Origin of the sequence: Pseudonocardia thermophila, from assembly GCF_900142365.1 — a bacterium.
In the GTDB taxonomy this organism is placed as follows: Bacteria; Actinomycetota; Actinomycetes; order Mycobacteriales; family Pseudonocardiaceae; genus Pseudonocardia; species Pseudonocardia thermophila.
In genome coordinates this window covers 1-23501 of sequence record NZ_FRAP01000019.1, presented here as the reverse complement: position 1 = coordinate 23501, position 23501 = coordinate 1, and the positions used below count along the sequence as shown (strand labels likewise).

Genomic DNA, 23501 nt, shown 5'->3' with positions numbered 1-23501 from the left:
GGGTGACTAGCAGCGCAGTGGCCGGGGTCGAGCTCGGCGATCCACAGCTCGCAGCCGCCGTCGGGGCCGGGCTGGCCGAGGTCGAGGAGCTGCTGCACCAAGAGGTGCGCAGCGACTTCGAGTTCGTCACCGAGACGTCGCTGCACCTCATCGACGCCGGTGGCAAACGGTTCCGGCCGCTGTTCACCCTCCTCGCCGCGCACGTCGGCCCGCGGCCGACCGCGCCCGAGGTCATCACGGCGGCCGCCGCGGTGGAGATGGTGCACCTCGCCACGCTCTACCACGACGACGTGATGGACTCCGCGACGATGCGCCGCGGCGCGCAGAGCGCCAACGTGCGCTGGGACAACAGCGTCGCCATCCTGACCGGCGACTTCCTGTTCGCCCACGCGTCGCGGCTGCTCGCCGGCCTCGGCCCGGATGCGGTGCGGATCATCGCGGAGACGTTCGCTGAGCTGGTGACCGGCCAGATGCGCGAAACCCGTGGTCCGCAGCCGGGGCAGGACCCGATCGAGCACTACCTGGCCGTGGTCGCGGAGAAGACCGGTTCGCTGATCGCCACCTCGGGCCGCTTCGGCGCGATGTTCTCCGGCTCACCCGCCGACCAGGTCGACTCGCTGCAGCGCTTCGGGGCGATCATCGGCACGGCGTTCCAGATCTCCGACGACATCATCGACATCGCCTCGCCCGCCGTCAGCTCCGGCAAGACCCCGGGCACGGACCTGCGCGAGGGCATCCACACCCTCCCGATCCTCTACGGCCTGCGCGGTACCGATCCGGGGGCGAAGCGGCTGCGCGAGCTGCTCGTCAAGCCGCTGACCGACGACGCCGAGGTCGACGAGGCCTTGACGATCCTGCGCACCGGTCCCGGCATCGAGCGCGCCCGCGACATCCTCGCCGGGGAGGCCGCTGCGGCCCGTGCCGAGCTGGGCAAGCTGCCCTCCTGCCCGGCCGTGGACGCGATGGCGGCGCTCACGACGTACGTGGTCGACCGGACGGCCTGACGACGGCGCTGCGGGGCCCCTGGAGCGCGAAGCGCCGAGCCAGCCACAGCTGGGTCGTGCTCACGTTCAGGGCCAGGCAGGCCCAGACCGCGGTGACCTCGACGATTAATGCGGCGTTGCCCACTGTCGTGAGCGCGGCAAGCGCCCCGAGCGCCGCGGGGACGGTGGGCACGGCGTGGCTGAGTGCCCGCCGCAGCTCCGTTCCCGCCCGGGCCGCGCTCAGGGTCTTCGTGATGGCCCAGGCGACCGCGAACAGGGCGATCAGGACGCCCGCGAGGGCCACCCACTCCGTCGGGCCGGGTACGAGCCACTGTGGCTGCACCTGCGGCAGCCAGCCGACCAGCAGCGCGGAGACGCCGAACCCGGACCAGCAGGAGACGAGGGCGATCGTGGTCCCGCGCCGGACCCGCCGCACGGTCGCGGCGGGACGGTTCGCCGGGTCCGCCTCCGCCGAGGGAACCGCCCCGAACTCCCACGCGGTGAACGTGAACCGCAGCGCGGCGGCCACCAGTGCGAGGGCGAGCAACGCCGTGACCCACGGCGCGGCCCTGCCCACCGGGGCGGTCCCGAAGGCGAGGAAGCCGAACTGGAGGTACAGGTACGCGCAGACGTCGCCGCCCGTCGCCCGCCGTGCTGCCGCGATCGCCCGCTGCCGCGCCGTTTCCTCGTCGGCCGGCCGGGACGCCACTTCGAGCGCGTCCCGGACGGCCGGAGCCTGCACCGCCGCCAGGACGACGCCGGGGAAGAGGAGCTCGTGGTGGTACAGCGCGTGAACCGTGCTGCCGGCCGCGACGGCGGCGACGGTCAGGTGCGCGGCTGCGAACCCGAGCGCCCGGCGGCGCCGGGCCGATGCCGCGGCGTCACTCAACGAGCTGCCAATCGGAGGGCCGGGAGTCGTCGGCGAAGCTGGCGTGGCCGGTGACCGCCGTGGACTGCGGCCAGTGTCCCTCGGGGAATCCGGTGTTGTTGCCGAGCCGGTTCTGGATCACGGCCTTGGTGGACGTGACGGCCCCGTCGATGGTGGCCGACGCCACGGCGGTCGCGCCGTAGTAGGTGGCGATCGCCGCCACGAACGTGAGGGCCGCGGCGCCGATCGCGGCGCCGGCGGCCGAGGCGAAGACGGCGACGGCGAAGGCGCCGGCGGCGGCGGCGAGGCCGAGGAGTGCGACGATCGTCGCCACCCAGAACTGATGGATCGCGCCGGCCAGGTCGTTGAGCGCCTTGTTGATGTCGGCGCAGGCGTCGGCGATGGTCGTGAGCGCGTTGGCCTGGGGGAGCAGCGTCGCGTTGTAGGCGCTCCCGGCAAGGCCCTTCCAGAGCCGCGCACCGGCCAGTTCCGACGGGTTCATGGCGGCCTTGACGGTGGTGACCGCCTCCTGGATCGGCCCGGCCCACACTGCACCGGCCCGGACGAGATCGTCGGGCACCCCGGGCTCGTCGATGAGCACCTGGATCTGGGTCAGGGCGTCGTTGGTCTGCCGCGTGACGTCGTCGACCGCCTGCACCACCGTTTCGGCCCCGACGGGCAGCTCCGCGGCCACCGACCGCACCGCCGCCGAGGCGGATGCGACGTCCTGCCGGATCCGGTTGAGCAGATCCTGCGCCTGCTGGACGAGATCAGCGGTCCCGTACGTGGTGGGGCTCGTCATCCCGGCCGACGCTCCCCTCACCAGTTCTTCTTGATGTCGTGGAGGAGCTGGGCCTCCTCGGCCTCGTACGTGTCCGCCGCGAGGCGCAGCGCGGTGGCGACCCGATCGAAGTTCTCGGCCGCTTCGTGCAGCAGGGTCGAGTACTTGATCACGAGCTGCCGGTTCATGCCCTCCAGCTCGGCGCCGTACCGGCTGAGCTGGCGGATGTCGAGAAGGGTGGCGTCGGCCGCGTCCCGCGCGGCGCGCGCCCGCTGCGCGAAACCGGCCCAGCTCTCGGCATCGGCACGCAGTTCGGCGATCCGCACGGCGATCGCGTGCTCGCCCGGGGAGGTCTCCGCGGTGGTCATCGCGCCTCGGTCCATCGGGTGTCCGGCATGGGTCTTCGCCTCCGGGTCGGGGTAGGTGCCGGGACGCTAACCCGAGCGAGGTGATCACCGTGGGCGTTCGGCGGAACTGGCCCGCAGCCGCGAGCGCCGGGGGAGAGAGGCCGTCGGCGAAGAGCGTGCTCGCCTCGACCGAACACAGCCGCGGGGAGCGGAGAGCACCGCATCAGCACCTGGGTGACGAGGGGACCGGCGGAGCCGGGAACGACGATCGGCTGCGCGGGCTGCGTGCGGGTCCCGGACGCGAGGCGCGGCTCTCGACCACACCACGACGGATCAGGCGAGGCGACCGAGCAGGAGAACGACGCGGCGGTCGCACACGCCATCGGCACGGACTACCGCTCCTCCGCGGTGACCAACGGACTCCCGACGGTCCGCAGCACCGCCCGCAGACCAGGACACCCCGCGAGCGCATCGGCCGGCGCCGCGGCGATCCGCTGCAACGCCTCCGTGAGGGTCGCACCGATCTCCCGCTCCAGCTCGGCGTCGCCGGCGTGCCCGACCCACTCCGGGGCCACGTCGAGTTCGGTGATCGCGTTCCGCTGGATCGTCACGCGCACGTGCCCGCCGACGCGCTCGACGGTCCGCGTCGAGGACGTGCTCGCGGCCAGCGCCGACCGGAACTCGTCGATCTCGCCGATCGCGCGCAGCAGGGCGTCCACGGACGGCGGGGTGACGTCCGGCGGGGCCGGCGGATCGGCCGCCAGCGCAGCGACGAGGTGCTCCTGCTGCGCCGCCGCGAGCGCGCGCAGCACGGCAGCGGACAGACCCTCGGGGCCGACGTCGCGGCGCCAGGTGGCGCGGAGCCGCACCGCGGCCGTCGTGCCGCCCTCGTCGAGCCGGATCAGGACGGGGTGGGAGTGCTCGGAAGGGGGTGCCATCGGGTTTCCTCCAGCGCCGCGGTGAACGCCGCGACGCTAACCCGACGACACCCCCTTCCGCGGGCGTTCGGACGAACTCGGCTCAGCCGACGACCGTCCAGGTGTCCTGGCCGTTCAGCAGAGCCTGCAGGTCGGCGGGCTTGTCCTTCTTGGCCTGCTCCACCTGGGCACGGACCGCGTCGTCGTAGGTGGGGCGCTCGACGCTGCGGAAGATGCCGACGACCGTGTGGTTGAGGTCCTGGTCGGACAGGCGGGACAGGGCGAAGGCGAGGTTGTGGTCGGTCTGGTCGTGGACGACGATGTCGGCCTCGTCGACCTCGTCGGCCTTCGCGATGCCCAGCCCGAAGCCCTCGCGCACGACCGCGTAGGCGCCCTTGCCGTCGTCGAGCGGCGGGCCGAAGCGGATCGGCTCACCGTGGGTGACCGAGATCAGCCGCTGGTCCTTGGTGTCGGGCTTGCGGAGCAGGTCGAAGCTGCCGTCGTTGAAGATCGGGCAGTCCTGGAAGATCTCCACCAGCGCGGTGCCGCGGTGCTCGGCGGCGGCCTTGAGCACGGCGGTCAGCGAGGCGCGATCGGAGTCCAGTGCGCGCCCGACGAAGGTGGCCTCGGCGCCCAGCGCGAGCGAGACGGGGTTGAACGGGTAGTCGACCGAGCCGTACGGCGTCGACTTCGTGATCTTGCCCTGCTCGGAGGTGGGCGAGTACTGACCCTTGGTGAGCCCGTAGATCCGGTTGTTGAACAGCAGGATCTTCAGGTTCACGTTGCGGCGCAGCGCGTGGATCAGGTGGTTGCCGCCGATCGAGAGCGCGTCGCCGTCACCGGTGACCACCCACACCGACAGGTCCGGGCGGGACACGGCCAGTCCGGTCGCGATCGCCGGGGCGCGGCCGTGGATGGAGTGCATCCCGTAGGTGTTCATGTAGTACGGGAAGCGCGAGCTGCACCCGATGCCGGAGACGAAGACGGTGTTCTCCCGCTTGACCCCCAGGCTCGGCATGAACTGGCGCACGGCCGCGAGGATCGCGTAGTCACCGCAGCCGGGGCACCACCGCACCTCCTGGTCGGAGGTGAAGTCCTTCGCGGTCTGCTTCTCGTCGGTGGTGGGGACCCCGTCGAGGCCGCCCAGCCGGGGCAACCCCAGGTCGATCGCCGTCATGCGCGCACTCCAGACAGGTGGTCCAGGAACAGGTTCTGCAGCTCCTCCGCCTTGAACGGCAGCCCGGCGACCTTCGTGTAGCTGTGCGCGTCGACCAGGTAGCGGCCGCGCAGCAGCAGGGCGAGCTGACCGAGGTTCATCTCCGGCACGAGTACCCGCTTGTAGCGGGACAGCACCTCACCGAGGTTGGCCGGCAGCGGGTTGAGGTTGCGCAGGTGCACCTGCGCGATCGAGTGGCCGAGCGCCCGGACCCGGCGGCACCCGGCGCCGATCGGGCCGTAGGTCGAGCCCCAGCCGACCACGAGCAGCTCCGCGTCGCCGTCCGGGTCGTCCACGACGACGTCCGGGACCGGGATGTTGGCGATCTTGGCCGCGCGCAGCCGGACCATCTTGTCGTGGTTGTCCGGGTCGTAGGAGATCGAGCCGCGGCCGTCGGCCTTCTCCAGGCCGCCGATGCGGTGCTCCAGCCCCGGGGTGCCCGGCACCGCCCACGGCCGCGCCAGCGTCTGCTCGTCGCGCAGGTACGGCCAGAACTCGCCGGACCCGTCCGGCGCGTTCGGCTCCGTCGCGAAGCCCGGATCCACGCTGGGCAGCGATTCGACGTCCGGCACCTTCCACGGCTCGGAGCCGTTGGCCAGCGACCCGTCCGACAGGAGGATCACCGGTGTCCGGTACTTCACCGCGATCGTCGCCGCCTCGATGGCCGCGTCGAAGCAGTCACCCGGGCTGGCGGGAGCGATGATCGGCAGCGGTGCCTCGCCGTTGCGGCCGAACATCGCCTGCAACAGGTCGGCCTGCTCGGTCTTGGTCGGCAGACCCGTCGACGGGCCACCGCGCTGCACGTCGATCACGAGCAGCGGCAGCTCCAGAGCCACCGCCAGGCCGATCGTCTCGGACTTCAGCGAGATGCCCGGACCCGACGTGGTGGTGACCCCGAGCGCGCCGCCGAACGCCGCGCCCAGCGCCGCACCGACTCCGGCGATCTCGTCCTCGGCCTGCACCGTGGTGACGCCGAAGTTCTTGTGCTTGGACAGCTCGTGGAGGATGTCCGACGCCGGCGTGATCGGGTACGAGCCCAAGAACACCGGCAGCCCGGTCACCCGCCCGGCCGCCACGATCCCGTACGCCAGCGCGGTGTTGCCGGTGATCTGCCGGTACGTGCCCGGCGCCAGCTTCGCCGGGGCGACCTCGTAGGTGACCGCGAAGGCTTCGGTCGTCTCGCCGTAGTTGTGCCCGGCACGGAAGGCCAGGATGTTCGCCTCGGCGATCTCGGGCTTCTTGGCGAACTTCTCCCGCAGGAACCGCTCGGTGCTCTCGCTGGGCCGGTGGAACATCCACGACAGCAGCCCGAGCGCGAACATGTTCTTCGCCCGCTCGGCGTCCTTCTTCGACAGCCCGGTCTCCTCGAGCGCGGTGCGCGTGAGGGTGGCCATCGGGATGGCGTGGACCTGGTACTTCTCGGTGAGCGAGCCGTCCTCGAGCGGGTTGGTCTCGTAGCCGACCTTCGCGAGGTTCCGCTTGGTGAACTCGTCGGTGTTGACGATCAGCACCCCGCCCTGGGGCAGGTCGGCGATGTTCGCCTTCAGCGCGGCCGGGTTCATCGCCACCAGCACGTCCGGCCGGTCACCCGGGGTGAGGATGTCGTAGTTCGCGAAGTGCAGCTGGAACGACGACACGCCGGGCAGGGTCCCGGCGGGGGCCCGGATCTCGGCGGGGAAGTTCGGAAGCGTGGACAGGTCGTTGCCGAACGCCGCGGTCTCGGAGGTGAACCTGTCGCCGGTCAGCTGCATGCCGTCGCCGGAGTCGCCGGCGAACCTGATGACCACACGGTCGCGCTGCAGCACCTTGCTTCCGTCGCTCCCGGGGGAGGCGGGTTCGACGGCGGTGTCAGTTGTCATTCGGGGTCGTCCTGAGGTTGTGGGCGGACGGGCGGACTACGGCCTTCCAACCGAGGTTAACTCGGCCACACCTGCACTGTCCGCCAGGCTTCGCGGAGGTCACAATCATCTGTTCGGGCCTGGCGAACCGGGGCGTTACCTCGCGCTGCTCTTGCTGCTGATGCGAGCGCGGAGCTGGGCGATGAGGTCCTGGGCCTTCGGCGAACGGATCGAGTCGGCCTGCCGGGCCACCTCGATCTCCAGCACCTCGGCCTGCGTGTCGAGCATGGCGGCCGAGCGCAGCGTCGCCTTCGTCGCGATCGCGAGCTCGCGCGGGGCCGCCGCGGCCTTGGCGGCCATGGCAACCGCGGCCTCCTTGACGTCGTCGACGACGCGGTGGACGAGCCCGATCCGCTCCGCCTCCGCGGCGTCGGCGGCCTCCCCGAACAGCGAGAGCGCAGCGGCCCGCTGCACGCCGACGGCGCGGGTGAGCATCCACGTGTAGCCGCCGCCCGGGTGCAGACCGATCTGCAGGAAGCGCGAGTCGAACTTCGCGGTCGGCCCGGCGAGCCGCACGTCGCAGGCGAGCGCCAGGTTCATGCCCGCACCGACGGCGGCGCCGTTCACGGCCGCGACCGTGGGCAGGGGGCAGTCCGCGATCGCGAGGAAGCCGCTGTAGACCGAGCGGAGCGTCTCCGGCTCGGCGGCGGCCAGCTGGGCGAGGTCGGCGCCGGCGCAGAAGGCGGGGTCTTCCCCGGTCACGACGAGCGCGCCGACGTTCTCGTCGGCCACGACGGCGTCGACGGCCTTGACGAGCTTGGCGGCGATCTCGAGGTTCATCGCGTTGCGCCGAGCGGGATCGGACACCGTGATGACGGCGACGCGGTCACGGATCTCGGTGCGGACATCAGCGGCCATGCCGAGATCCTCCCCTGCCGGGGCGTTACTCGCGGCGTTGCGCTCGTCACGCATGCGCCAGCGCGAAGCCGATCGCGGCCCGTGCCGCGGTGACCTGGGCGCGCGTGCATTCCTGCGGGGACGTGCGCGGGCTGTCCGGGTAGACCTCGGTGGTCGTCGTGAACGGTGCGCCGGTGACCCCCGCGCACAGCCCGAGCTGCGAGAACGCGTACGCGATCACGCCGGGGGCGACGACGGGCGAGCCGATGATCTTCCCGGCCGCGTCCGCCGGCGCGATGTGTGTGACATCCGCCACTGCGTCGAGCACCGCCTGCTGGAACTCGAGCTGCGGGTTCGCGGCGTCGGCGACGAGGTAGAAGCCGTCGGGGATGTGCCCGGGAACGAACTCGACGCCGTCGCGGGCGGCGAGCGCGGGCCGGAACTCCTGCTCGTCGCTGTCGGTGGTCTCGTGCAGGTCGACGTGCACCAGCACGCGGGCGTCGAGGCCGTCGACAAGTGCGGTCAGCGCGGCGGCCTCGGGTGCCGGGCGGGTGGTGCGGAAGGAGCGGTTGGGATCGACCGCGTCGGCGTTCCAGCGCTGCACGCGCTCGTAGGCCCACGGACTCACGCACGGCGCCACGAGCAGGTTGACGCCCGGGGTGCCGGCGCACTCCCCGGCGAACCGCAGCGCGCCGAGGACGCCGCTGGTCTCGTAGCCGTGCACGCCGCCGGTCACCAGCGCGCAGGGCAGGTCGATGCGCCAGTCGCGGCTGCGCAGCGCCACCAGTGGGTGGTCGCCGACGCGGCCGTAGCGGATCACTTCGTACGGGCCGCGCAGCTCCTCCACCACCGACAGCACGTCGTCGGTGTAGCTGCGCACGGGCTTCTGCACGGACCGCCACTGCACCACGTCGTCGGCGGTCCAGGGGCGGCCGGGAGTGCCGATGGGATACGGGGCCGCCATGCGTGGAGTCTAGAACTTGGTCGCTTGACAAAGTGTGGCGGGCGTCGCACCCTCGTCCGCGACCGTGGACGAGGGGGACGCGCATGCCCGCGCGCAGCTGGCGGAACTGGGCCGGGGCCCAGCGCACCGATCCCGTGCGCGCGGTCGTCGCCCGCGGCGCGGGAGAGGTCGCCGACGCCGTCCAGGCCGCGGCCCGCGACGGGCTGCGGGTGAAGGCCATCGGCTCCGGGCACTCGTTCTCGGCCATCGGCGTGGCCGACGGGGTGGCGGTCGTCGTGTCGGGGGATCCGCGGGACGCACGGATCGACAGCGCCACCGGGCTCGTCACGGTGCCGGCCGGGATCACGCTGCGCCGGCTCAACCGGCTGCTGTGGGAGCACGGGCTGGCCCTGCCCAACCTCGGCGACATCCAGGAGCAGACGATCGCCGGCGCGCTCGCCACCGGCACGCACGGCACCGGCGCGGCCGAGCAGTGCATCGCCGCGCAGGTGCGGGCGCTGGACATCGTGCTGGCCGACGGCTCACTGGTGCACTGTTCGCCCACCGAGGAGCCCGAGCTGTTCTCCGCCGCGCGGGTCGGGCTGGGCGCGCTGGGGATTCTCGTCAACGTGACGCTGCAGGCGGTGCCGGCCTTCCGGTTGCACGCGGTCGAGCAGGTCCTGCCGCTCGACGAGGTGCTCGCCGAGCTCGACGCGTACGTCGACGGCAACGACCACTTCGAGTTCTACTGGTTCCCGCACACCGACGTCGCGGCCACGAAGCGCAACAACCGCACCGAGGCGACCGCACCGCGGCGGGGCCGGCTGGCCGCGCTCGTCGGCGACGAGCTGCTCGGCAACGTCGGGTTCGGGCTGACCTGCCGGATCGGGGAGGCGCTGCCCTCGCTCGTGCCGCGGATCAACCGGTTCGTCGCGCCCAGGATGTCCGCGGGGGAGTACGTCGACCGCTCCTACGAGGTGTTCTGCAGCCCGCGACGGGTGCGGTTCGTGGAGATGGAGTACGCGGTGCCGCGGGCGGCGGTGCACGAGGCGATCGCCGGGCTGCGCGGGGCGGCCGAGCGGCACGCACGGGCCGTCACCTTCCCCGTCGAGGTGCGGTTCCTCGGTGCCGACGACATCCCGCTGTCCACCGCGTCCGGGCGCGACACCGTCTACATCGCCGTGCACGTCCACCGCGGCCAGCCGCACGAGGCGTACTTCGGTGCCGTCGAGTCGGTGATGACCGCGCTCCACGGGCGGCCGCACTGGGGCAAGCTGCACACCCGCACCGCAGCGCAGCTGCGCACCGTCTACCCGGGCTTCGACGACTTCGTGGCCCTGCGCGACCGGCTCGATCCCGAGCGCCGGTTCACCAACCCCTACTTGGAGCGAGTGCTCGGATGAACGTCCACGACCTGACCACGCCCGCGCTGCTCGTCGACGCGCACGCGCTGACGGCGAACCTCGCGGACATGGCCGCCGCGCTGCCCGGCCCGCGGTGCCGCCCCCACGTCAAGGCGCACAAGACCACCGCGCTCGCTAAGTTGCAGGCGCGGCACCACCCCGGGTTCACGGTCGCCACGGTCCGTGAGGCGGAGGGCATGGCCGCCGCCGGGCTCGGCGACGATCTGCTGCTGGCCAACGAGGTGCTCGACGCGCGGCGGCTCGGGGCGCTGGACGCGCGGATCACCGTGGCGATCGACTCCCCGGAGACGCTGCAGGCGGCCGTCGCGGGCGGGGTGCGCGAAGTCGTGATCGACGTCAACGTGGGGTTGCCGCGCTGCGGCATCGCGCCGGAGAGGGCCGGGGCGCTCGCCGACGCCGCCCGCGCCGCCGGGCTGGAGGTCCGCGGGGTGATGGGCTACGAAGGCCACCTCATGCTCGTTCCCGACGAGGCGGAGAAGGCGAAGTACACCGAGGAGTGCATGGCGAAGCTCCTGGCCGCGCACGCCGACGTCGGAGGCGAGCTGATCTCCGGCGGTGGTACCGGGACCTACCGGACCAACAAGTGGGTCACCGAGGTCCAGGCCGGCTCGTACGCGCTGATGGACACTGCCTACACCAAGGCTGGGTTGCCGTTCCGGCAGGCGCTCACCGTGCTCGCCACCGTGATCTCGGTCAGCGAGGGCTGGGCGGTCGCCGACGTGGGCCTCAAGGCGCTCGGCATGGACCACGGCAACCCGACGATCCCCGGCGCGCAGGTGTGGTTCTGCTCCGACGAGCACACGACGTTCGCGCCGGAGCAGCCCGTCGCTGTCGGGGACCGGATCCGGGTGCTGCCCGCGCACGTCGACCCGACCGTCGCGCTGCACGAGCGCATGCACCTGGTGGACGGCGACGAGGTGATCGACACCTGGGCGGTGGACCTGCGGGGCTGGTGAGCCCGTCAGCCGAGCACCCGCGACCCGGGCCGGGTGTAGGTGATCTGCAGGGCGTCGCGGCGGTAGGGGCCGTCGTTGCGGGTGCCGGAGTGCCACAGGTGGCCGTCGAACACCAGCGCCGACCCGGCCGTGAGCGGGATGCGCCGCTCGCCGGGGACCCGCACGTGGTGGGTGTCGCGGGGCGCGAGCTTGCGCCACGTGTGCGTGCCCGGCACCACCCGGGTCGCCCCGCCCTCCTCGGTGACGTCCACCAGCGCGACGATCGCGATCACGCCCTGCGCGCCCGTGCCGTCCGGGATCCCGGTGAAGTCGGCGTGCAGCGCCTGGGCGCCGAAGCCCGGGTTGGGTGCGCGCACGTTCACGCCGGCGAGCTCGGCGTCCGGGCCCAGTAGGTGCTCGACGACCGCCCGCAGCCGCGGGGCGGAGGTGAGCGCATCGATCGCGGGGCCGGTGGGCGTGCCGTGCCCGGTCCCGGTCGGCCCGTCGTCGCGCGCCTCCCGCAGTGCGGCGAGGGTCGCCTCGTGCACGGCGGCCAGCGACGCCGGGTCGAGCAGCCCGTCGAGCACGACGTAGCCGTCCCGGTCCAGGGCAGTGGTGTCGACGTTCGCGCTGGTCATGGGCCTATCGTCGGCGTTGACGCGACGTCAGCCACAAGTAGTTCCCGGAACACCGAACCCTCGGTGAGCGTTTTACCTGGCAGAACGCGGAACGAAAGGTCGGGATCGGCGTGCACTCGCAGATGAACGGGCTGAAGACGGCTCTCCTGCTGGGCGCCATGAGCGCCCTGGTGCTGCTGGTCGGTTCGTTGTTCGGGCGCACCGGCCTGGTGATCGCGGCGATCGTCGCGATCGCCATGAACGGCTACGCGTACTTCTACTCGGACAAGATCGCGCTGCGTGCGATGCACGCCCGGCCCGTGACGGAGGCCGAGGCACCCGCCATGTACCGCGCGGTGCGTGAACTGGCGCAGGCCGCGCACCAGCCGATGCCGCGGCTGTACATCAGCCCGACGGACGCGCCGAACGCGTTCGCCACGGGCCGCAACCCGCGCAACGCCGCCGTGTGCGCCACGACGGGCCTGCTCGCGATCCTCAACGAGCGCGAGCTGCGCGCGGTGCTGGGCCACGAGCTCTCGCACGTCTACAACCGCGACATCCTGATCTCGTCGGTGGCCGGCGCGATGGCGTCGATGATCGGGTTCCTGGCGAACATGGCGATGTTCGCGGGCCTGTTCGGCGGCAGCGAGGAGGACCGGCCCAACCCGATCGCCGCGCTGCTGATCGCGCTGCTCGGCCCGATCGCTGCCGGCATCGTGCAGATGGCCGTCAGCCGGGCGCGCGAGTACCAGGCCGACGCGAGCGGCGCCGAGCTCACCGGCGACCCGCTGGCGCTGGCGTCGGCGCTGCGGAAGCTGGAGCGCGGCACGCAGCTCGCGCCCCTGCCCCCGGACCCGCAGCTGGCCAGCCAGTCGCACCTGATGATCGCCAACCCGTTCCGGGCGGGCGACCAGCTGGCGCGGATGTTCTCCACCCACCCGCCGATCCAGGACCGGATCCGGCGGCTGGAAGCGATGGCCCAGCGCGGTTACCGGGGCTGAGCCTCACGTACGGACCGGCTGCGGGAACAGCTCCGCCGAGCCGGCCCTGCCACGCCGCGGTGACGGCGTCCCGGTCGATCGGGTCGCCGTAGGAGTAGTGGGTAGGCGCTGATCCCGCAGCCGTTGTCGTCCTCGGCGTCGATGCGCCCGCCAGCAGCTCTCCGATCTCGCGGATGATCCGCGCGGCCACGGCGACGGGTGCTGCAGGCCGGCGCCACCAGCTACGTGATCTCCCCCGGCGTGCTCGCAGGCGTGGCCCCGGACCCGGACCGGGCCCCCGGTCGGCTGCCCGCCCGTCGGCTCGCTCGGTGAGGCCACTGCGGCGGCGTTCCTCGATCAGCTGGACGATGCCGTGCTCCTCCAGCTGGCGCAGGTGGTAGTTGATCTTCTGGCGCGGGATGCCGAGCGTGCGGGCGAGGCTCGACGCCGAGCCGGGTGCGGTGGCCAGCTCGGTGAGGATGCGCGCCCGTGCGGGTCCAGTGCCGCCTCGGCGGCCGCCGGATCGGTGATGACGTCCAGGTCGAGTACGCACCGACGGTCCCATCGGAAGAAAACTTGTCGATGAACGGTCGTCGGTGGGCCGCGGCATGATGGCGGCGTGACCGACCAGCAGCTCAGCACCATGAGCGAGTACGGCGTGCTGGGCGTGCGCGACGTCGACTTCGCCCTCGACCGCGTGCCCCCGTCGCCGCCGCTCGCGGCGCTCGTGGAGCGGTACTGGCGGGTCACGTGGGAGATGCCGGCGGGCCGCACGGCGTCGGTGGTCCTGCTGCCGACCCCGAGCGTCAACGTCGTGCTCGACGCCGGGCGGCTCGCGATCTACGGCGTCACCCACGACCGGTTCACGTACACGTTCCGCGGTGCCGGTCGGGTGTTCGGCATCAAGTTCAGACCGGCCGGGTTCCTGCCGTTCCTGCGCCGGCCGATCGCGGGCCTGTTCGGCCGGGCCCTGCCCGCCGAGCAGCTGTGGGGCCCCGACGCGACCGAGCTGGCCGTCGCGCTGCAGGCCGAGCCGAGCCTCGAGGGCCTCGTGGCGCTCACCGAGCGGTTCCTCACGGCACGCTGGCCGGAGCCCGATCCGCAGGTCGAGTTGGTGCAGCGGATCGTCGCGGCGCTCCTGCACGACCGCGAGATCACCCGCGTCGAGGAGGTCGCCGTACGCTTCGGCATCCCGATGCGCACGCTGCAGCGGATGTTCGCCCGCTACGTCGGCGTCAGCCCCAAGTGGGTGCTGCGCCGCTACCGGCTGCACGAGGCGGCTACGAGGCTCGCGGAGGACCACGACCGGCCGTGGGCCGAGGTCGCCGCCGAGCTCGGCTACTTCGACCAATCCCACTTCATCCGCGACTTCACCCGCGCCATCGGGCTCACCCCGGTCGCCTACGCGCAGGCGTGCCGCCGCCGGACGGCGCCGCTGAGCGCTTGAGTCAGCCGCCGAGCGGCAGCGCCGCGATCGGCTCCCAGCAGAAGATCCCGCGCTGCGGATCCTGCTGCACCGCCAGCAGGTGCACCTCGTTCACCGGCAGCGGGAACGGTCCGGTGCCGGTCATCGCGGCGAGCGGCTCCCGCAGCACCTCGTCGTCCCCGTCGGCGATGCCGTAGCCGACGCTGATGTGCGGCGCGTACGGCGGGATCGGCAGTTCCCGACCGGGATCGAGCTCCGCAGCAGCCGCCCGGATCGCGGTCACCAGCGCCGTCCACTCGGGGCTCGCCGGAGCGTCCACCGTCACCGCGTACTCGGTGACCCGCGGACCGTCCAGCTGCAGCGTGAACGGCGGCAGCGTCGCCACCGCCCGCGCCACGGCCGCCGTGATGTCCGCGACCGGCGGGATCGTCGGGTCGGCCAGGAACCACGGCAGCCGCGTGACGGTCGCGTGGAACCACTCCGCGGGCTGCACCGCGCAGAACGGCACCTGCCGGATCGGTTCGTGGAACGGGACCAGCGCCTCGCGGAGCGCCTGGCCGGGCAGCGCGTACACGTGCAGGGCGCCGCGCAGCCACGGCCAACGCATCCAGGTGAAGATGTCCTTCACCGTGATCTTCACCTCAAGATCGTCACCTCAGGCGGGCACCTGGACGCCGGGCAGTCGGCCCGTTCCGCCGCACGTGCGGCACTCCTGCATCTGCGCGGTCGGGATCGGCTCGCCGTCGGCCACGCCCATGCGCGGCATCAGCGTCGCACCCTTGCCGTCGCAGTGGTGGCACCACGTGGACCGGGTGAGCGGCACGTTCACCGACCACTGCCAGAGCCACTCGGACATGGCCCCGTTCTACCCGATCTCGCGGCTCAGTTGGGTGAACGTCAGCGGAAGTTCGTGAACTGCAGGGCGATGCCGAAGTCGCGGCTCTTCAGCATCCGGATCACCGCCTGCAGGTCGTCCTTCTTCTTGCCGCTCACCCGCAGCTGGTCGCCCTGGATCTGCGGCTGCACGCCCTTGAGCTTCTCGTCGCGGATGGCCTTCGCGATCTCCTTGGCCTTCTCCGACGAGATGCCCTGCACGATCGTGCCGGTGACCTTGTAGGTCTTGCCGGACAGCGCGGGCTCGCCCACGTCGAACGCCTTCAGCGAGATGCCCCGCTTCACCAGCTTCTCCTTGAAGACGTCGATCGCGGCCTTCGCCCGCTCCTCGGTCTCCGACGTGATCGTCACCGCCTGGTCGCCGCTCCAGGCGATCGACGTGCCGGTGCCGCGGAAGTCGAACCGTGTCGACAGCTCCTTCGCGGCCTGGTTGAGGGCGTTGTCCACCTCCTGGCGGTCGACCTTGCTCACCACGTCGAACGACGGATCCGCCATGCCTTCCTCCCCGCCGGTGGGGGTCTGCTGCGAGCCCCCGAACCGGCTGTCGTATGCTCCTCTACGCGCCACGGCGTACCCCGGGGGGTTGCCCGAGCGGCCAATGGGAGCGGACTGTAAATCCGTCGCGAAAGCTACAGAGGTTCGAATCCTCTACCCCCCACCACCCGGGTCAACGGCCCCTGACCAGCGAGGCGCTGGGAAGGGGCCGTTGGTCGTTCCGGGAGCTGTGACCGGCTGCAGGCGGCGCACTGCCACGCGGCCCCGGCCGGTGTGATGCACCTCTCGACATTCTCTGCGGCGGTGGCCGTTCGGGGTGGCGGCGTCGGTGCGCAGCGATGTCCCGCAACCGCAGGGGGCGATACCCCGAAGGGATCATCTTTGAGCGACCCTCCACGTCCGTTCGGGTCCGCCTAATGCGGTGATCGGGTCAACTCGGACGCGAATCGGGAACAGACGTAACAGTGATCCCCGGCTGGGCGAGCTCTCGAGTGCTTCCCGAGCTAGGAGAGTCCGTGAGCTACCAGCAGTACCCGCATCATCAGCCTGCTCCCCCTCAGGTTCCGCCGGCGAAGAAGAGGAAGTGGCCGATCGTCCTGGGGGTGATCGCTGCCATATTGGTTCTCGGTTCCGCGTTCAACAACTCGAAGGAGTCCGGTTCCAGCGCCGGTGACGACCGTGCTGATAACCGCGCGCAGGCGGTCGCTGCCCTGCCTACCAGGACTTACTCGGCGCCACCTCCCACATTGGACCCGGTCGGGGCCGACGAGCCGGAGCTGCTGGTCGTCCCCTCGAACCTCAAGGGGCAGAACATGGCGGTGGTTCTGGATGTCCTGCGGAAAACAGGATTCACGAACGTCCGGACCGCGAGTGCCGACAAGCACGACACGGTTGTCATCCTTCCGCAGAACTGGACGGTGACCAAGGTCAGTGCAAAGGAAGGCTCCACCATTCCTTCGGACACGCTGATCGTTGTGACCGGTACGAAGCAGTGAAGTCCGGAAACGGTTGACCATCCCTTTGTTGGATGGTCAACCGTGTCGGCGCGAGTGGACCCCGAACCTTGACGACCGGGTGTGTCTCGACCGAGGGCAGCACCGGCGGCAAGCCCGCCTGTCCCGCACGAGCGGGCTCCGTGGATCCTGTGCGCACGCTCCGCGCTTTCCCGACGCCGTGTCGGTAAGATGGTGACGTCCTGTCAGGATCCTTGAAGGGGTTGCCATGTACATCGTCCACAACCGCCTCGACGTGCCCGCCGAGGAAGCCGAGGCGTTCGAGAAGGTCTTCGTCGACAGCATGCGCGCGACGCTCGGCGGGGTGCCCGGCCTGCGCCGCAGCCAGCTGCTTCGGCCCACCAAGCCCGGTGCTCCCTACATCTCGACGATGGAGTTCGACTCCGAGGAGGACTTCCGGGCCTGGATGCGGTCTGACTCGTTCAAGGCTGCGCACTCCGACGCGCAGTCGCCCGGGATGCAGGCGCCCTCGTCGATCGAGTTCTTCAACGTGATCGAGGACTTCTCGGACTGATCTCCGGTCAGCGCCTGCCCTGCTCGCGCTCCCGCAGGTACGGCCGCAGGAGGGCGTCGAGCAGGCGCAGGGCCCTGCTCCCGTCGTCGGCGTCGATGTCGTGGCACGCCCGCAGCACCGCGGCGTTGATCAGCTCGGCCATGTGCTCCGGATCGGGCTCGCCGAGCTCGCGCAGGGAGTCGATGAGCGGTTCGCGCAGGCGAGCGTGCAGCGCGGCGCTGTGCTCCTGGAGCACAGCCGGTGCGACGAGGGTGCGCAGGGCCTTCGCGACCGCTTGCTCGGGGCCGGTGAAGAGCGCGACGTTGGCCTCGACGTAGGCCCACACCCGGTCGGCGGGGGTGGCTGCGGCGGCGACGTGGTCGAGGACGTGGGCGGTCCACGCGGGGAAGACGTCGGCGACGACCGCGTCCAGTAGGGCGTCGCGGGACGGGAAGTACTGGTAGATGCTGGGCCGGGCGAGGCCGATGCGGGCGCCGACGGCGCCCGGCGACGGGGCCTCGCCGGTCTCGGCGATGATCGCGCGGGCGGCGTCCAGGATCGCCCGTCGCTGCCGCTTGCGGTGCTCGGCCACGCTCGGCGCCTGGATGCGCGGCACGTCGTCCTCCGATCTGCTGGACGCGTTCAGGGTCTGCAGGGCTTGCGGTACCGACACTAGCTCCCCGGGGCGGGTTGCCGACAGGGTGTTGGTATCATGGCCTGGACCCGGTCGGTTTGCCGGATTCCTCCCGTGATGTCATGTCGAGGAGGAGCCGAGACAGAGGGAGTTGGCGTCATCGTGGAGTTCCTGAGGCTTCTGCTGCTCTTCCTGCACTTCATCGGCATGGCGGTGCTCATCGGCGCCTTCATCGCCCAGATGCGGCAGAAGCCGGAGGACGGGGGTCGCCGCCCGTCGGCCGGCATCCTGCACGGCGCGCTCACCCAGCTCATCACGGGTCTCGCGCTGGTCGGCATCCGCGAGGGCGCGCTCGACATGCCCGTCGACCACGTCAAGATCGCCGTCAAGCTGCTCGTGGTCCTGGTCATCGTGGTGCTGGCGCTCGTGGGCAGGCGCAAGTCGCTCAACAACGCCCTGTTCGGCGCGGTCGGCGTCCTGGCCGTGCTCAACGTGGCGATCGCCGTCTTCTGGCGGTAGACCGCAGCCCGCCTCGCCGGGGGTGCGACACTGGATCTCCCCTGACCCGTGCAGCGGAGACCGATGATGAGCCTGTTCCAGAGCCGGCTGAGCCCGATCGACTCCCAGGCGCGGGCGGACGTGTGGCTGCGCGTGGGCACGCTCGGGTTGACCGGGGTCGTGGCCGTCGTCGCGATGCTGCTGCGCAGCCAGGACCCGACGCTCTCGACCATCCTGTTCTGCGTGGTGATCGGGCAGTTCGTCCTCTGCGTCGCCGACGTGGTGGCGCGGCACCTGCCCGCCCGCCGCCGTTAGGAGTCAGTGCGCGGCCACCGGCTGCGCCGTGGGCACGTCCCCGATGCGCTCCAGCGCATCGATGATCAGGTTCCAGAAGCGCTTCGCGTCCAGGCCGATGCCGATCTGGGTCCGGCAGTCCGGCGGGGCGGGGCGGCGCACGTCGACCACGGTCGCGCCGGTGGTGAGCCGGCCGCCCAGCTCGACGTCGATCGGCGCGTTGCGGGTGGTGACGATCGTGGGGTCGATGACCCGCGCCACCGCCACCGGGTCGTGCACCGGCGGCGCCCCGAAGCCGTGGAACTCGCGGTAGCGCTCGGCGTAGAAGTCGAGCACCTCCGTGACGAACCGCGCCGGCCCGGTGCCGATCGCGGCGATGCGTTCGCGGACGTCGTCGGTGGCCAGCGCGTCGTGGGTGACGTCGAGGGAGATCATCGTCACCGGCCAGTCCTCGTGGAACACGATGTGGGCGGCCTCGGGATCGGTGGCGACGTTGAACTCGGCTGCGGGTGTCCAGTTGCCGCCGGAGAGCGAGCCGCCCATGAACACGACCTCGCGGACCCGCTCGACGATGCGCGGCTCCCGCCGCACGGCCATGGCGATGTTGGTCAGCGCGGCGGTCGGCACGAGCGTGACCGTGCCGGGTTCCTCGCGCATGATCGTCTCGATGATCAGGTCGACCCCGTGCCGCGGATCGAGCGGCACGGCCGGCTCGGGCACCGTCGGTCCGTCCATGCCCGTGACGCCGTGGATGGCCTCGGCCACCTCCAGGGTGCGCACCAGCGGACGGGCGTGACCGGCCGCGATCGGCACCCCGGTCATGCCGGCGATCGTGGCGACGATCCGGGCGTTGCGGGTGACCTTCTCCAGCGTCTGGTTGCCCATCACGGTGGTCACCGCGAGCAGTTCGATCTCGGGGCTGCCGTGCGCCAGCAGCAGGGCGACGGCGTCGTCGAGGCCCGGATCGCAGTCGATGACGATCTTCTTCGGCATGGGCCCAGCCTGACCGACCGCCTCGGCGTGGCGCCAGTCCTCTCCACCGCCCGACGAGTGATGGTCAGGCGCCCTGCTCATCGGCGAGGCGCTGCAGGTACCCGGCGAAGCGGTCCCGATCGGCCGGATCCCACCCTGCGGTGATCCGGATGAACGCCGCGCGCTGCCACTGCAGTACCGCGGCGAGCAGCGCGCGGCCCTCCGCCGTCGGCGCGACGGCGGCCCGGCGACCGTCGTCCTCGTCCGAGCGGCGGGTGAGCAAGCCGGCCTCCACCGCGTCCCGGACGAGCCGGCTCGCCCCTGACCGGTCGATCCCGAGCTGGTGCGCGGCACCGGCGATCGTCGCCACCGGGCCCGCGGCGGCGACTGCGGTGAGCACCTGCACGTGGCGGAGCTTCCGGTCCTGCAGCGTCGGCGCGAGCGACCACCGCCGCGACCAGAAGCGGACGAGCCGGAAGAGGGCGGGGCCTCCGTCGGGCGCGGACACACCCACACCCTATCGCGTGCGTTTCGCATGTATAGTGCGTGCGAAAAGCACGCAAAGGAGCTACCCGAGGTCGTTCTCGACCACACGATCGTCCCGGTGGCCGACCGGCACGCGGCCGCAGCGTTCCTCGCTGACCTGCTCGGACTGGTCGCGGGGCCGGCGGAGGGTCCGTTCGTCCCGGTCGTTCTGGACGGCGGCACCACGCCCGACTTCGACGACCGCGTGCCGCCGGCGGTGCCGGGGCACTGGGGTTACCGGGTCGACGACGCCACCTTCGACGCAGCGCTCGCCCCCTCGCCGCCCGCCCCGGAGATCCTGTGCGGACGGGGCCGGGGCACGGTTGGGACCGAGGGGTGGACACGGCCGAAGGCCGTCGTGTCTACGTGCGCTCTCCCGACGGCCACGTCTACGAGCTCCTGGTCACGCGCGTACCCTGACCACGTGCTTCTCGTCGCGATCGAGCCCGGCGTCACCCTCGCGGAGACCACCGCGCTGGTGTCCGCCGCGCCGCTGCAGAACCCCGAGCCTCCGGCCAACAAGGGCGAGGAGTTCGGCAAGGCGTCGCCGGTCGCGCTGGTCGTGATCCTCGTGCTCGCGGTCGTGACCGCGTTCCTCATCCGCAACATGACGAAGCGGATCCGGCGGCTGCCCGAGAGCTTCGACCCGCCCGCCGCTTCGACCGACGAGCCGGCTGACGCTTCGGGAGATGCCGACCGCGAGCGGTCCTGACAGGCTGGTGGCATGCCGAACCGGCTCGCCACCGCCACCAGCCCGTACCTGCTCCAGCACGCGGACAACCCGATCGACTGGTGGGAGTGGTGCGACGAGGCGTTCGCCGAGGCCGCCCGCCGCGACGTCCCGGTGCTGCTCTCCGTCGGCTACGCCGCGTGCCACTGGTGCCACGTCATGGCGCACGAGTCCTTCGAGGACCCGGAGATCGCCCGGAAGGTGAACGAGGGGTTCGTCGCGATCAAGGTCGACCGCGAGGAACGCCCCGACATCGACGCCGTCTACATGGCCGCCACCCAGGCACTCACCGGTCAGGGCGGCTGGCCGATGACCTGCTTCCTCACCCCGGCCGGTGAACCGTTCCACTGCGGCACGTACTACCCGCCGACCCCGCGGCACGGCATCCCCGGCTTCGGCCAGCTCCTCGACGCGATCACCCGTGCCTGGCGCACCGACGGCGCCCGCGTGCGCGGGGCCGCCGGGGAGATCGCCGGCAAGCTCGCGGACGGCGCGAGCGCGCTGCTCCCGCCGGCGCCCGTCGACGAGCGGGTGCTCGCCCGCGCCGTCGAGAAGCTCGCCGAGTCGTTCGACCGCGGGCACGCGGGCTTCGGCAGCGCGCCGAAGTTCCCGCCGTCGATGACGTGCGAGTTCCTGCTCCGCCACCACGAGCGCACCGGCTCCGAACCCGCCCTGCGCATGGCCACGGCCACCTTGGCGGCGATGGCCCGCGGCGGGCTCTACGACCAGCTCGCCGGTGGGTTCGCCCGCTACAGCGTCGACGCGGGCTGGGTGGTGCCGCACTTCGAGAAGATGCTCTACGACAACGCGCTGCTGCTGCGCGGGTACGCGCACCGGGCGCGGACGAGCGGCGATCCGCTGGCGCTGCGGATCGCCGACGAGACCGCGGCGTTCCTGCTCACCGACCTGCGTACGCCGGAGGGTGGGTTCGCCTCCGCGCTCGACGCCGACGCCGCCGGGGAGGAGGGTCTGACCTACGTCTGGACCCCGGCGCAGCTGCTCGAGGTGCTCGGCGCTGAGGACGGGGCATGGGCCGCCGAGCTGCTGTCGGTGACCGAGGCGGGCACGTTCGAGCACGGCGCCTCGACCCTGCAGCTGCGCAGAGATCCGGATGATCCGCAGCGGTGGGCGCGGGTGCGGCAGGCCCTGTTGGCGGCCCGCGCGCAGCGGCCCCAGCCCGCGCGGGACGACAAGGTCGTCACGGCGTGGAACGCGCTGGCGGTGCTGGCGCTCGCCGAGGGCGGGGCAGCGCTGGGCCGGCCGGACTGGGTGGCCGCCGCCGTCGAGACCGCCGACCTGCTGCTGCGCACGCACATGGTGGACGGGCGGCTGCGCCGCTCGTCCCGGGCCGGCGTCGTGGGGGCGGCCGCCGGGGTGCTCGACGACCACGCGTGCCTCGCCGAGGCACTGCTCGCCCTGCACCAGGCCACCGGGGAGCGGCGCTGGCTGGCCGCGGCCGTCGACCTGCTGGACGTCGCGGTCGCCCACTTCGCCGATCCCGCCGCGCCCGGCGCGTTCTTCGACACCGCCGACGACGCCGAGGCGCTGCTGCACCGGCCCCGGGAGATCACCGACAACGCCACGCCGTGCGGCAGTGCGGCTCTGGCGTCGGCGCTGGTGACGGCCTCGGTGCTGGTGCACGACGGCGACCGCTACCGCGACCGGGCCGAGGCGGCGCTGCGGCGCGCCGGGGCGCTGATCGACGCCTACCCGCGCTTCGCCGGGCACTGGGCAGCGGCAGCGGAGGCGCTGCTGCGCGGGCCGCTGCAGGTCGCGGTGGTCGGCGCCGGGGCCGACGAGCTGCTGGCTGCTGCCCGGCGGGCGGCACCCGGCGGCAGTGTCGTCGTGGCGGGGGAACCGGATGCTCCGGGAGTCCCGCTGCTCGCCGACCGTGCGCTGGTGGGCGGGGCGCCTGCGGCCTACGTGTGCCGCGGCTTCGTGTGCGACCGCCCGGCCACGACGGCGGCGGAGGTGGAGGAGGCCTTGGTTCACCTCCGGTGAACGCAGGTCCGCAGCCCCTGTATCGGTGTAATCTGGTAATCACATCACGATGCAGGAGGTGCGGAGATGTCTGGTCGGATGCACAAGGGTTGGTACATCCGAGCCGGCCGCGGACCGGGCCGCGGCGGTTGGCAGCAGGCCGACCTGCCCAGCACCGAGGATCTCGGCGCGTGGCTCGCCGGGCGGCTGCCCGACGACTGGTTCGTCGCCCCGCCCGAGGTCACGGTCGACCGCGAGGAGATCCTGATCGTCGGTGAGCTCGCCCCCGTCGAGGGCGACTTCCCCGACACCGACACCGGACGCGCGGAGCGGGCCGCGGCTGCGTCCGGCCGCATCGCGCGCTGGCGCGAGGCCACCCGCGACGAGCGCATCGAGATCGCGCGCCAGGCCGAGCACCGCTACAGCCGCAAGGTCGCCTGGGGTGCCCGCATCGGCGAGGTCGAGGAGCTGTTCACGATGGCGTCGGTGCCGGTGATGACCCGGTTGCGCCAGCCGGAGCGGATCGTGCTCGACACCCTCGTCGACGCCGGGGTGGCGCGGTCCCGCTCCGACGCGCTCGCCTGGGCCGTCCGGCTGGTCGGCCAGCACGCCGAGGAGTGGCTCACCGAGCTGCGCGAGGCCATGGCGAAGGTCGACGAGCTGCGCAGCAAGGGGCCGACCACCAAGGGCGGCGAGGCGAGCTAGCTGTACTGACCCGGGAGGTTGTTGACAGTTAGGCGGCGAGTCGGGTGGCTGGGGGTCGGCCACCGAGAGCGGAGTGGGCGCGTCGAGTGTTGTAGC

27 protein-coding genes, 1 tRNA gene and 1 pseudogene are annotated in these 23501 nt (G+C 72.1%); 13 read left to right on the top strand and 16 right to left on the bottom strand.

Annotated elements, in window-relative coordinates; genetic code table 11:
• Positions 1-2 precede the first annotated feature (2 nt).
• Positions 3-1004 carry a polyprenyl synthetase family protein gene (locus BUE41_RS22415; RefSeq protein ID WP_073459167.1) on the top strand — a complete coding sequence of 334 codons (1002 nt, stop codon included), beginning with the start codon at positions 3-5 and terminating at the stop codon, positions 1002-1004.
• Here BUE41_RS22415 and BUE41_RS22410 read toward each other — a convergent pair.
• The 8 genes from BUE41_RS22410 to BUE41_RS22375 form a co-directional block, all read right to left on the bottom strand.
• Positions 973-1872: a hypothetical protein gene (locus tag BUE41_RS22410; protein ID WP_073459164.1), complete on the bottom strand. Its 900-nt coding sequence runs from the start codon at positions 1870-1872 to the stop codon at positions 973-975. The two genes, BUE41_RS22415 and BUE41_RS22410, sit on opposite strands and share 32 nt — an antisense overlap.
• On the bottom strand, positions 1865-2653 hold the full coding sequence (locus tag BUE41_RS30895) for a hypothetical protein (RefSeq protein ID WP_073459162.1): 789 nt from the start codon (positions 2651-2653) through the stop codon (positions 1865-1867). Before BUE41_RS30895 ends, BUE41_RS22410 begins: the two co-directional genes overlap by 8 nt.
• Before the next feature lie 17 nt (positions 2654-2670).
• Entirely contained in the window at positions 2671-3000 is a 330-nt protein-coding gene (locus BUE41_RS22400) for a hypothetical protein (protein WP_073459160.1), read from the bottom strand.
• Positions 3001-3371: 371 nt separating this feature from the next.
• Positions 3372-3917, bottom strand: coding sequence for a hypothetical protein (locus BUE41_RS22395; RefSeq protein ID WP_073459158.1), 546 nt, complete (start codon positions 3915-3917; stop codon positions 3372-3374).
• Between the two features lie 82 nt (positions 3918-3999).
• Positions 4000-5073 (bottom strand): 2-oxoacid:ferredoxin oxidoreductase subunit beta, encoded by a 1074-nt coding sequence (locus BUE41_RS22390; protein WP_073459156.1) that lies wholly within the window; start codon positions 5071-5073, stop codon positions 4000-4002.
• On the bottom strand, positions 5070-6971 hold the full coding sequence (locus BUE41_RS22385) for a 2-oxoacid:acceptor oxidoreductase subunit alpha (RefSeq protein WP_073459154.1): 1902 nt from the start codon (positions 6969-6971) through the stop codon (positions 5070-5072). The genes BUE41_RS22390 and BUE41_RS22385 overlap by 4 nt, the downstream gene beginning before the upstream one ends.
• 135 nt (positions 6972-7106) lie before the next feature.
• Positions 7107-7868 (bottom strand): enoyl-CoA hydratase, encoded by a 762-nt coding sequence (locus BUE41_RS22380; protein ID WP_073459152.1) that lies wholly within the window; start codon positions 7866-7868, stop codon positions 7107-7109.
• Positions 7869-7914: 46 nt separating this feature from the next.
• Complete coding sequence (locus tag BUE41_RS22375; RefSeq protein ID WP_073459150.1) at positions 7915-8811, bottom strand: M14 family metallopeptidase; 897 nt, start codon at positions 8809-8811, stop codon at positions 7915-7917.
• 83 nt (positions 8812-8894) lie between these two features.
• On the opposite strand from BUE41_RS22375, the gene BUE41_RS22370 reads away from it, so the two are divergent.
• Both BUE41_RS22370 and BUE41_RS22365 read left to right on the top strand, forming a co-directional pair.
• Positions 8895-10193 (top strand): D-arabinono-1,4-lactone oxidase, encoded by a 1299-nt coding sequence (locus BUE41_RS22370; protein ID WP_073459148.1) that lies wholly within the window; start codon positions 8895-8897, stop codon positions 10191-10193.
• Positions 10190-11170 carry an alanine racemase gene (locus BUE41_RS22365; RefSeq protein WP_073459146.1) on the top strand — a complete coding sequence of 327 codons (981 nt, stop codon included), beginning with the start codon at positions 10190-10192 and terminating at the stop codon, positions 11168-11170. Before BUE41_RS22370 ends, BUE41_RS22365 begins: the two co-directional genes overlap by 4 nt.
• Before the next feature lie 5 nt (positions 11171-11175).
• On the opposite strand, the gene BUE41_RS22360 is transcribed toward BUE41_RS22365, so the two are convergent.
• Entirely contained in the window at positions 11176-11787 is a 612-nt protein-coding gene (locus BUE41_RS22360) for a phytanoyl-CoA dioxygenase family protein (protein ID WP_073459144.1), read from the bottom strand.
• A 110-nt stretch (positions 11788-11897) separates the two neighbouring features.
• On the opposite strand from BUE41_RS22360, the gene htpX reads away from it, so the two are divergent.
• Positions 11898-12767: a zinc metalloprotease HtpX gene (gene htpX / locus BUE41_RS22355; protein WP_073459142.1), complete on the top strand. Its 870-nt coding sequence runs from the start codon at positions 11898-11900 to the stop codon at positions 12765-12767.
• 400 nt (positions 12768-13167) lie between these two features.
• Here the strand turns inward: htpX and BUE41_RS32985 are convergent.
• Positions 13168-13311 (bottom strand): annotated as a pseudogene (locus BUE41_RS32985) (hypothetical protein); the annotation flags it as partial.
• Positions 13312-13365: 54 nt separating this feature from the next.
• On the opposite strand from BUE41_RS32985, the gene BUE41_RS22345 reads away from it, so the two are divergent.
• Positions 13366-14193, top strand: coding sequence for an AraC family transcriptional regulator (locus tag BUE41_RS22345; protein WP_084755625.1), 828 nt, complete (start codon positions 13366-13368; stop codon positions 14191-14193).
• Between the two features lies 1 nt (position 14194).
• Here BUE41_RS22345 and BUE41_RS22340 read toward each other — a convergent pair whose 3' ends face one another.
• Genes BUE41_RS22340 through BUE41_RS22330 form a run of 3 tightly spaced genes read right to left on the bottom strand, consistent with a single transcriptional unit; the run spans position 14195 to position 15561 of the window.
• Positions 14195-14812, bottom strand: a complete 618-nt coding sequence (locus BUE41_RS22340) for a 2'-5' RNA ligase family protein (protein WP_073459140.1) — start codon at positions 14810-14812, stop codon at positions 14195-14197.
• 15 nt (positions 14813-14827) lie between these two features.
• A complete protein-coding gene (locus tag BUE41_RS22335) occupies positions 14828-15028 on the bottom strand; it encodes a hypothetical protein (RefSeq protein ID WP_073459139.1) in 201 nt (66 codons plus the stop codon).
• A gap of 41 nt (positions 15029-15069) precedes the next feature.
• Complete coding sequence (locus tag BUE41_RS22330) at positions 15070-15561, bottom strand: YajQ family cyclic di-GMP-binding protein (RefSeq protein WP_073459138.1); 492 nt, start codon at positions 15559-15561, stop codon at positions 15070-15072.
• Between the two features lie 82 nt (positions 15562-15643).
• On the opposite strand from BUE41_RS22330, the gene BUE41_RS22325 reads away from it, so the two are divergent.
• The 3 genes from BUE41_RS22325 (at position 15644) to BUE41_RS22315 (ending at position 17088) form a co-directional block, all read left to right on the top strand.
• A tRNA-Tyr gene (locus BUE41_RS22325) sits at positions 15644-15727 on the top strand.
• Positions 15728-16076: 349 nt separating this feature from the next.
• The gene (locus BUE41_RS22320) at positions 16077-16556 is read left to right on the top strand and encodes a hypothetical protein (protein ID WP_143172295.1); all 480 of its coding nucleotides are present in this window, start codon (positions 16077-16079) and stop codon (positions 16554-16556) included.
• Positions 16557-16782: 226 nt separating this feature from the next.
• Entirely contained in the window at positions 16783-17088 is a 306-nt protein-coding gene (locus BUE41_RS22315; protein ID WP_073459136.1) for an antibiotic biosynthesis monooxygenase family protein, read from the top strand.
• A gap of 7 nt (positions 17089-17095) precedes the next feature.
• Here the strand turns inward: BUE41_RS22315 and BUE41_RS22310 are convergent, their stop codons facing one another.
• Positions 17096-17683 (bottom strand): TetR/AcrR family transcriptional regulator, encoded by a 588-nt coding sequence (locus tag BUE41_RS22310; RefSeq protein ID WP_073459135.1) that lies wholly within the window; start codon positions 17681-17683, stop codon positions 17096-17098.
• Positions 17684-17863: 180 nt separating this feature from the next.
• Here BUE41_RS22310 and BUE41_RS22305 point away from each other — a divergent pair, with 180 nt between their 5' ends.
• Together BUE41_RS22305 and BUE41_RS22300 are read left to right on the top strand one after the other, a co-directional pair.
• Positions 17864-18220, top strand: a complete 357-nt coding sequence (locus BUE41_RS22305) for a hypothetical protein (protein ID WP_073459134.1) — start codon at positions 17864-17866, stop codon at positions 18218-18220.
• A 66-nt stretch (positions 18221-18286) separates the two neighbouring features.
• Positions 18287-18514: a hypothetical protein gene (locus tag BUE41_RS22300; protein ID WP_073459133.1), complete on the top strand. Its 228-nt coding sequence runs from the start codon at positions 18287-18289 to the stop codon at positions 18512-18514.
• A 3-nt stretch (positions 18515-18517) separates the two neighbouring features.
• Here the strand turns inward: BUE41_RS22300 and uriH are convergent, their stop codons facing one another.
• Both uriH and BUE41_RS22290 read right to left on the bottom strand, forming a co-directional pair.
• Positions 18518-19486, bottom strand: coding sequence for a uridine-preferring nucleoside hydrolase UriH (gene uriH / locus BUE41_RS22295; protein ID WP_073459132.1), 969 nt, complete (start codon positions 19484-19486; stop codon positions 18518-18520).
• A 64-nt stretch (positions 19487-19550) separates the two neighbouring features.
• Positions 19551-19973 carry a MarR family winged helix-turn-helix transcriptional regulator gene (locus BUE41_RS22290; RefSeq protein ID WP_073459336.1) on the bottom strand — a complete coding sequence of 141 codons (423 nt, stop codon included), beginning with the start codon at positions 19971-19973 and terminating at the stop codon, positions 19551-19553.
• Positions 19974-20069: 96 nt separating this feature from the next.
• Between BUE41_RS22290 and BUE41_RS31445 the strand changes: the two genes are divergently transcribed.
• The 3 genes from BUE41_RS31445 (at position 20070) to BUE41_RS22270 (ending at position 23405) form a co-directional block, all read left to right on the top strand.
• Positions 20070-20702 (top strand): VOC family protein, encoded by a 633-nt coding sequence (locus BUE41_RS31445; protein WP_200804061.1) that lies wholly within the window; start codon positions 20070-20072, stop codon positions 20700-20702.
• Between the two features lie 12 nt (positions 20703-20714).
• Complete coding sequence (locus BUE41_RS22275) at positions 20715-22721, top strand: thioredoxin domain-containing protein (RefSeq protein ID WP_073459130.1); 2007 nt, start codon at positions 20715-20717, stop codon at positions 22719-22721.
• A 66-nt stretch (positions 22722-22787) separates the two neighbouring features.
• A complete protein-coding gene (locus tag BUE41_RS22270) occupies positions 22788-23405 on the top strand; it encodes a hypothetical protein (protein WP_234997483.1) in 618 nt (205 codons plus the stop codon).
• Positions 23406-23501 lie beyond the last annotated feature (96 nt).

Coding starts and splice junctions, on each gene's coding strand:
- BUE41_RS22365 (WP_073459146.1), top strand. CDS start 10,190: ATGAACGTCCACGACCTGACCACGCCCGCGCTGCTCGTCGACGCGCAC.
- BUE41_RS22395 (WP_073459158.1), bottom strand. CDS start 3,917: ATGGCACCCCCTTCCGAGCACTCCCACCCCGTCCTGATCCGGCTCGAC.
- BUE41_RS22385 (WP_073459154.1), bottom strand. CDS start 6,971: ATGACAACTGACACCGCCGTCGAACCCGCCTCCCCCGGGAGCGACGGA.
- BUE41_RS22375 (WP_073459150.1), bottom strand. CDS start 8,811: ATGGCGGCCCCGTATCCCATCGGCACTCCCGGCCGCCCCTGGACCGCC.
- BUE41_RS22300 (WP_073459133.1), top strand. CDS start 18,287: ATGAGCCTGTTCCAGAGCCGGCTGAGCCCGATCGACTCCCAGGCGCGG.
- BUE41_RS22330 (WP_073459138.1), bottom strand. CDS start 15,561: ATGGCGGATCCGTCGTTCGACGTGGTGAGCAAGGTCGACCGCCAGGAG.
- BUE41_RS22270 (WP_234997483.1), top strand. CDS start 22,788: ATGTCTGGTCGGATGCACAAGGGTTGGTACATCCGAGCCGGCCGCGGA.
- BUE41_RS22360 (WP_073459144.1), bottom strand. CDS start 11,787: ATGACCAGCGCGAACGTCGACACCACTGCCCTGGACCGGGACGGCTAC.
- BUE41_RS30895 (WP_073459162.1), bottom strand. CDS start 2,653: ATGACGAGCCCCACCACGTACGGGACCGCTGATCTCGTCCAGCAGGCG.
- BUE41_RS22390 (WP_073459156.1), bottom strand. CDS start 5,073: ATGACGGCGATCGACCTGGGGTTGCCCCGGCTGGGCGGCCTCGACGGG.
- BUE41_RS22315 (WP_073459136.1), top strand. CDS start 16,783: ATGTACATCGTCCACAACCGCCTCGACGTGCCCGCCGAGGAAGCCGAG.
- uriH (WP_073459132.1), bottom strand. CDS start 19,486: ATGCCGAAGAAGATCGTCATCGACTGCGATCCGGGCCTCGACGACGCC.
- BUE41_RS22275 (WP_073459130.1), top strand. CDS start 20,715: ATGCCGAACCGGCTCGCCACCGCCACCAGCCCGTACCTGCTCCAGCAC.
- BUE41_RS22335 (WP_073459139.1), bottom strand. CDS start 15,028: ATGTCCGAGTGGCTCTGGCAGTGGTCGGTGAACGTGCCGCTCACCCGG.
- BUE41_RS22400 (WP_073459160.1), bottom strand. CDS start 3,000: ATGACCACCGCGGAGACCTCCCCGGGCGAGCACGCGATCGCCGTGCGG.
- BUE41_RS22380 (WP_073459152.1), bottom strand. CDS start 7,868: ATGGCCGCTGATGTCCGCACCGAGATCCGTGACCGCGTCGCCGTCATC.
- BUE41_RS22370 (WP_073459148.1), top strand. CDS start 8,895: ATGCCCGCGCGCAGCTGGCGGAACTGGGCCGGGGCCCAGCGCACCGAT.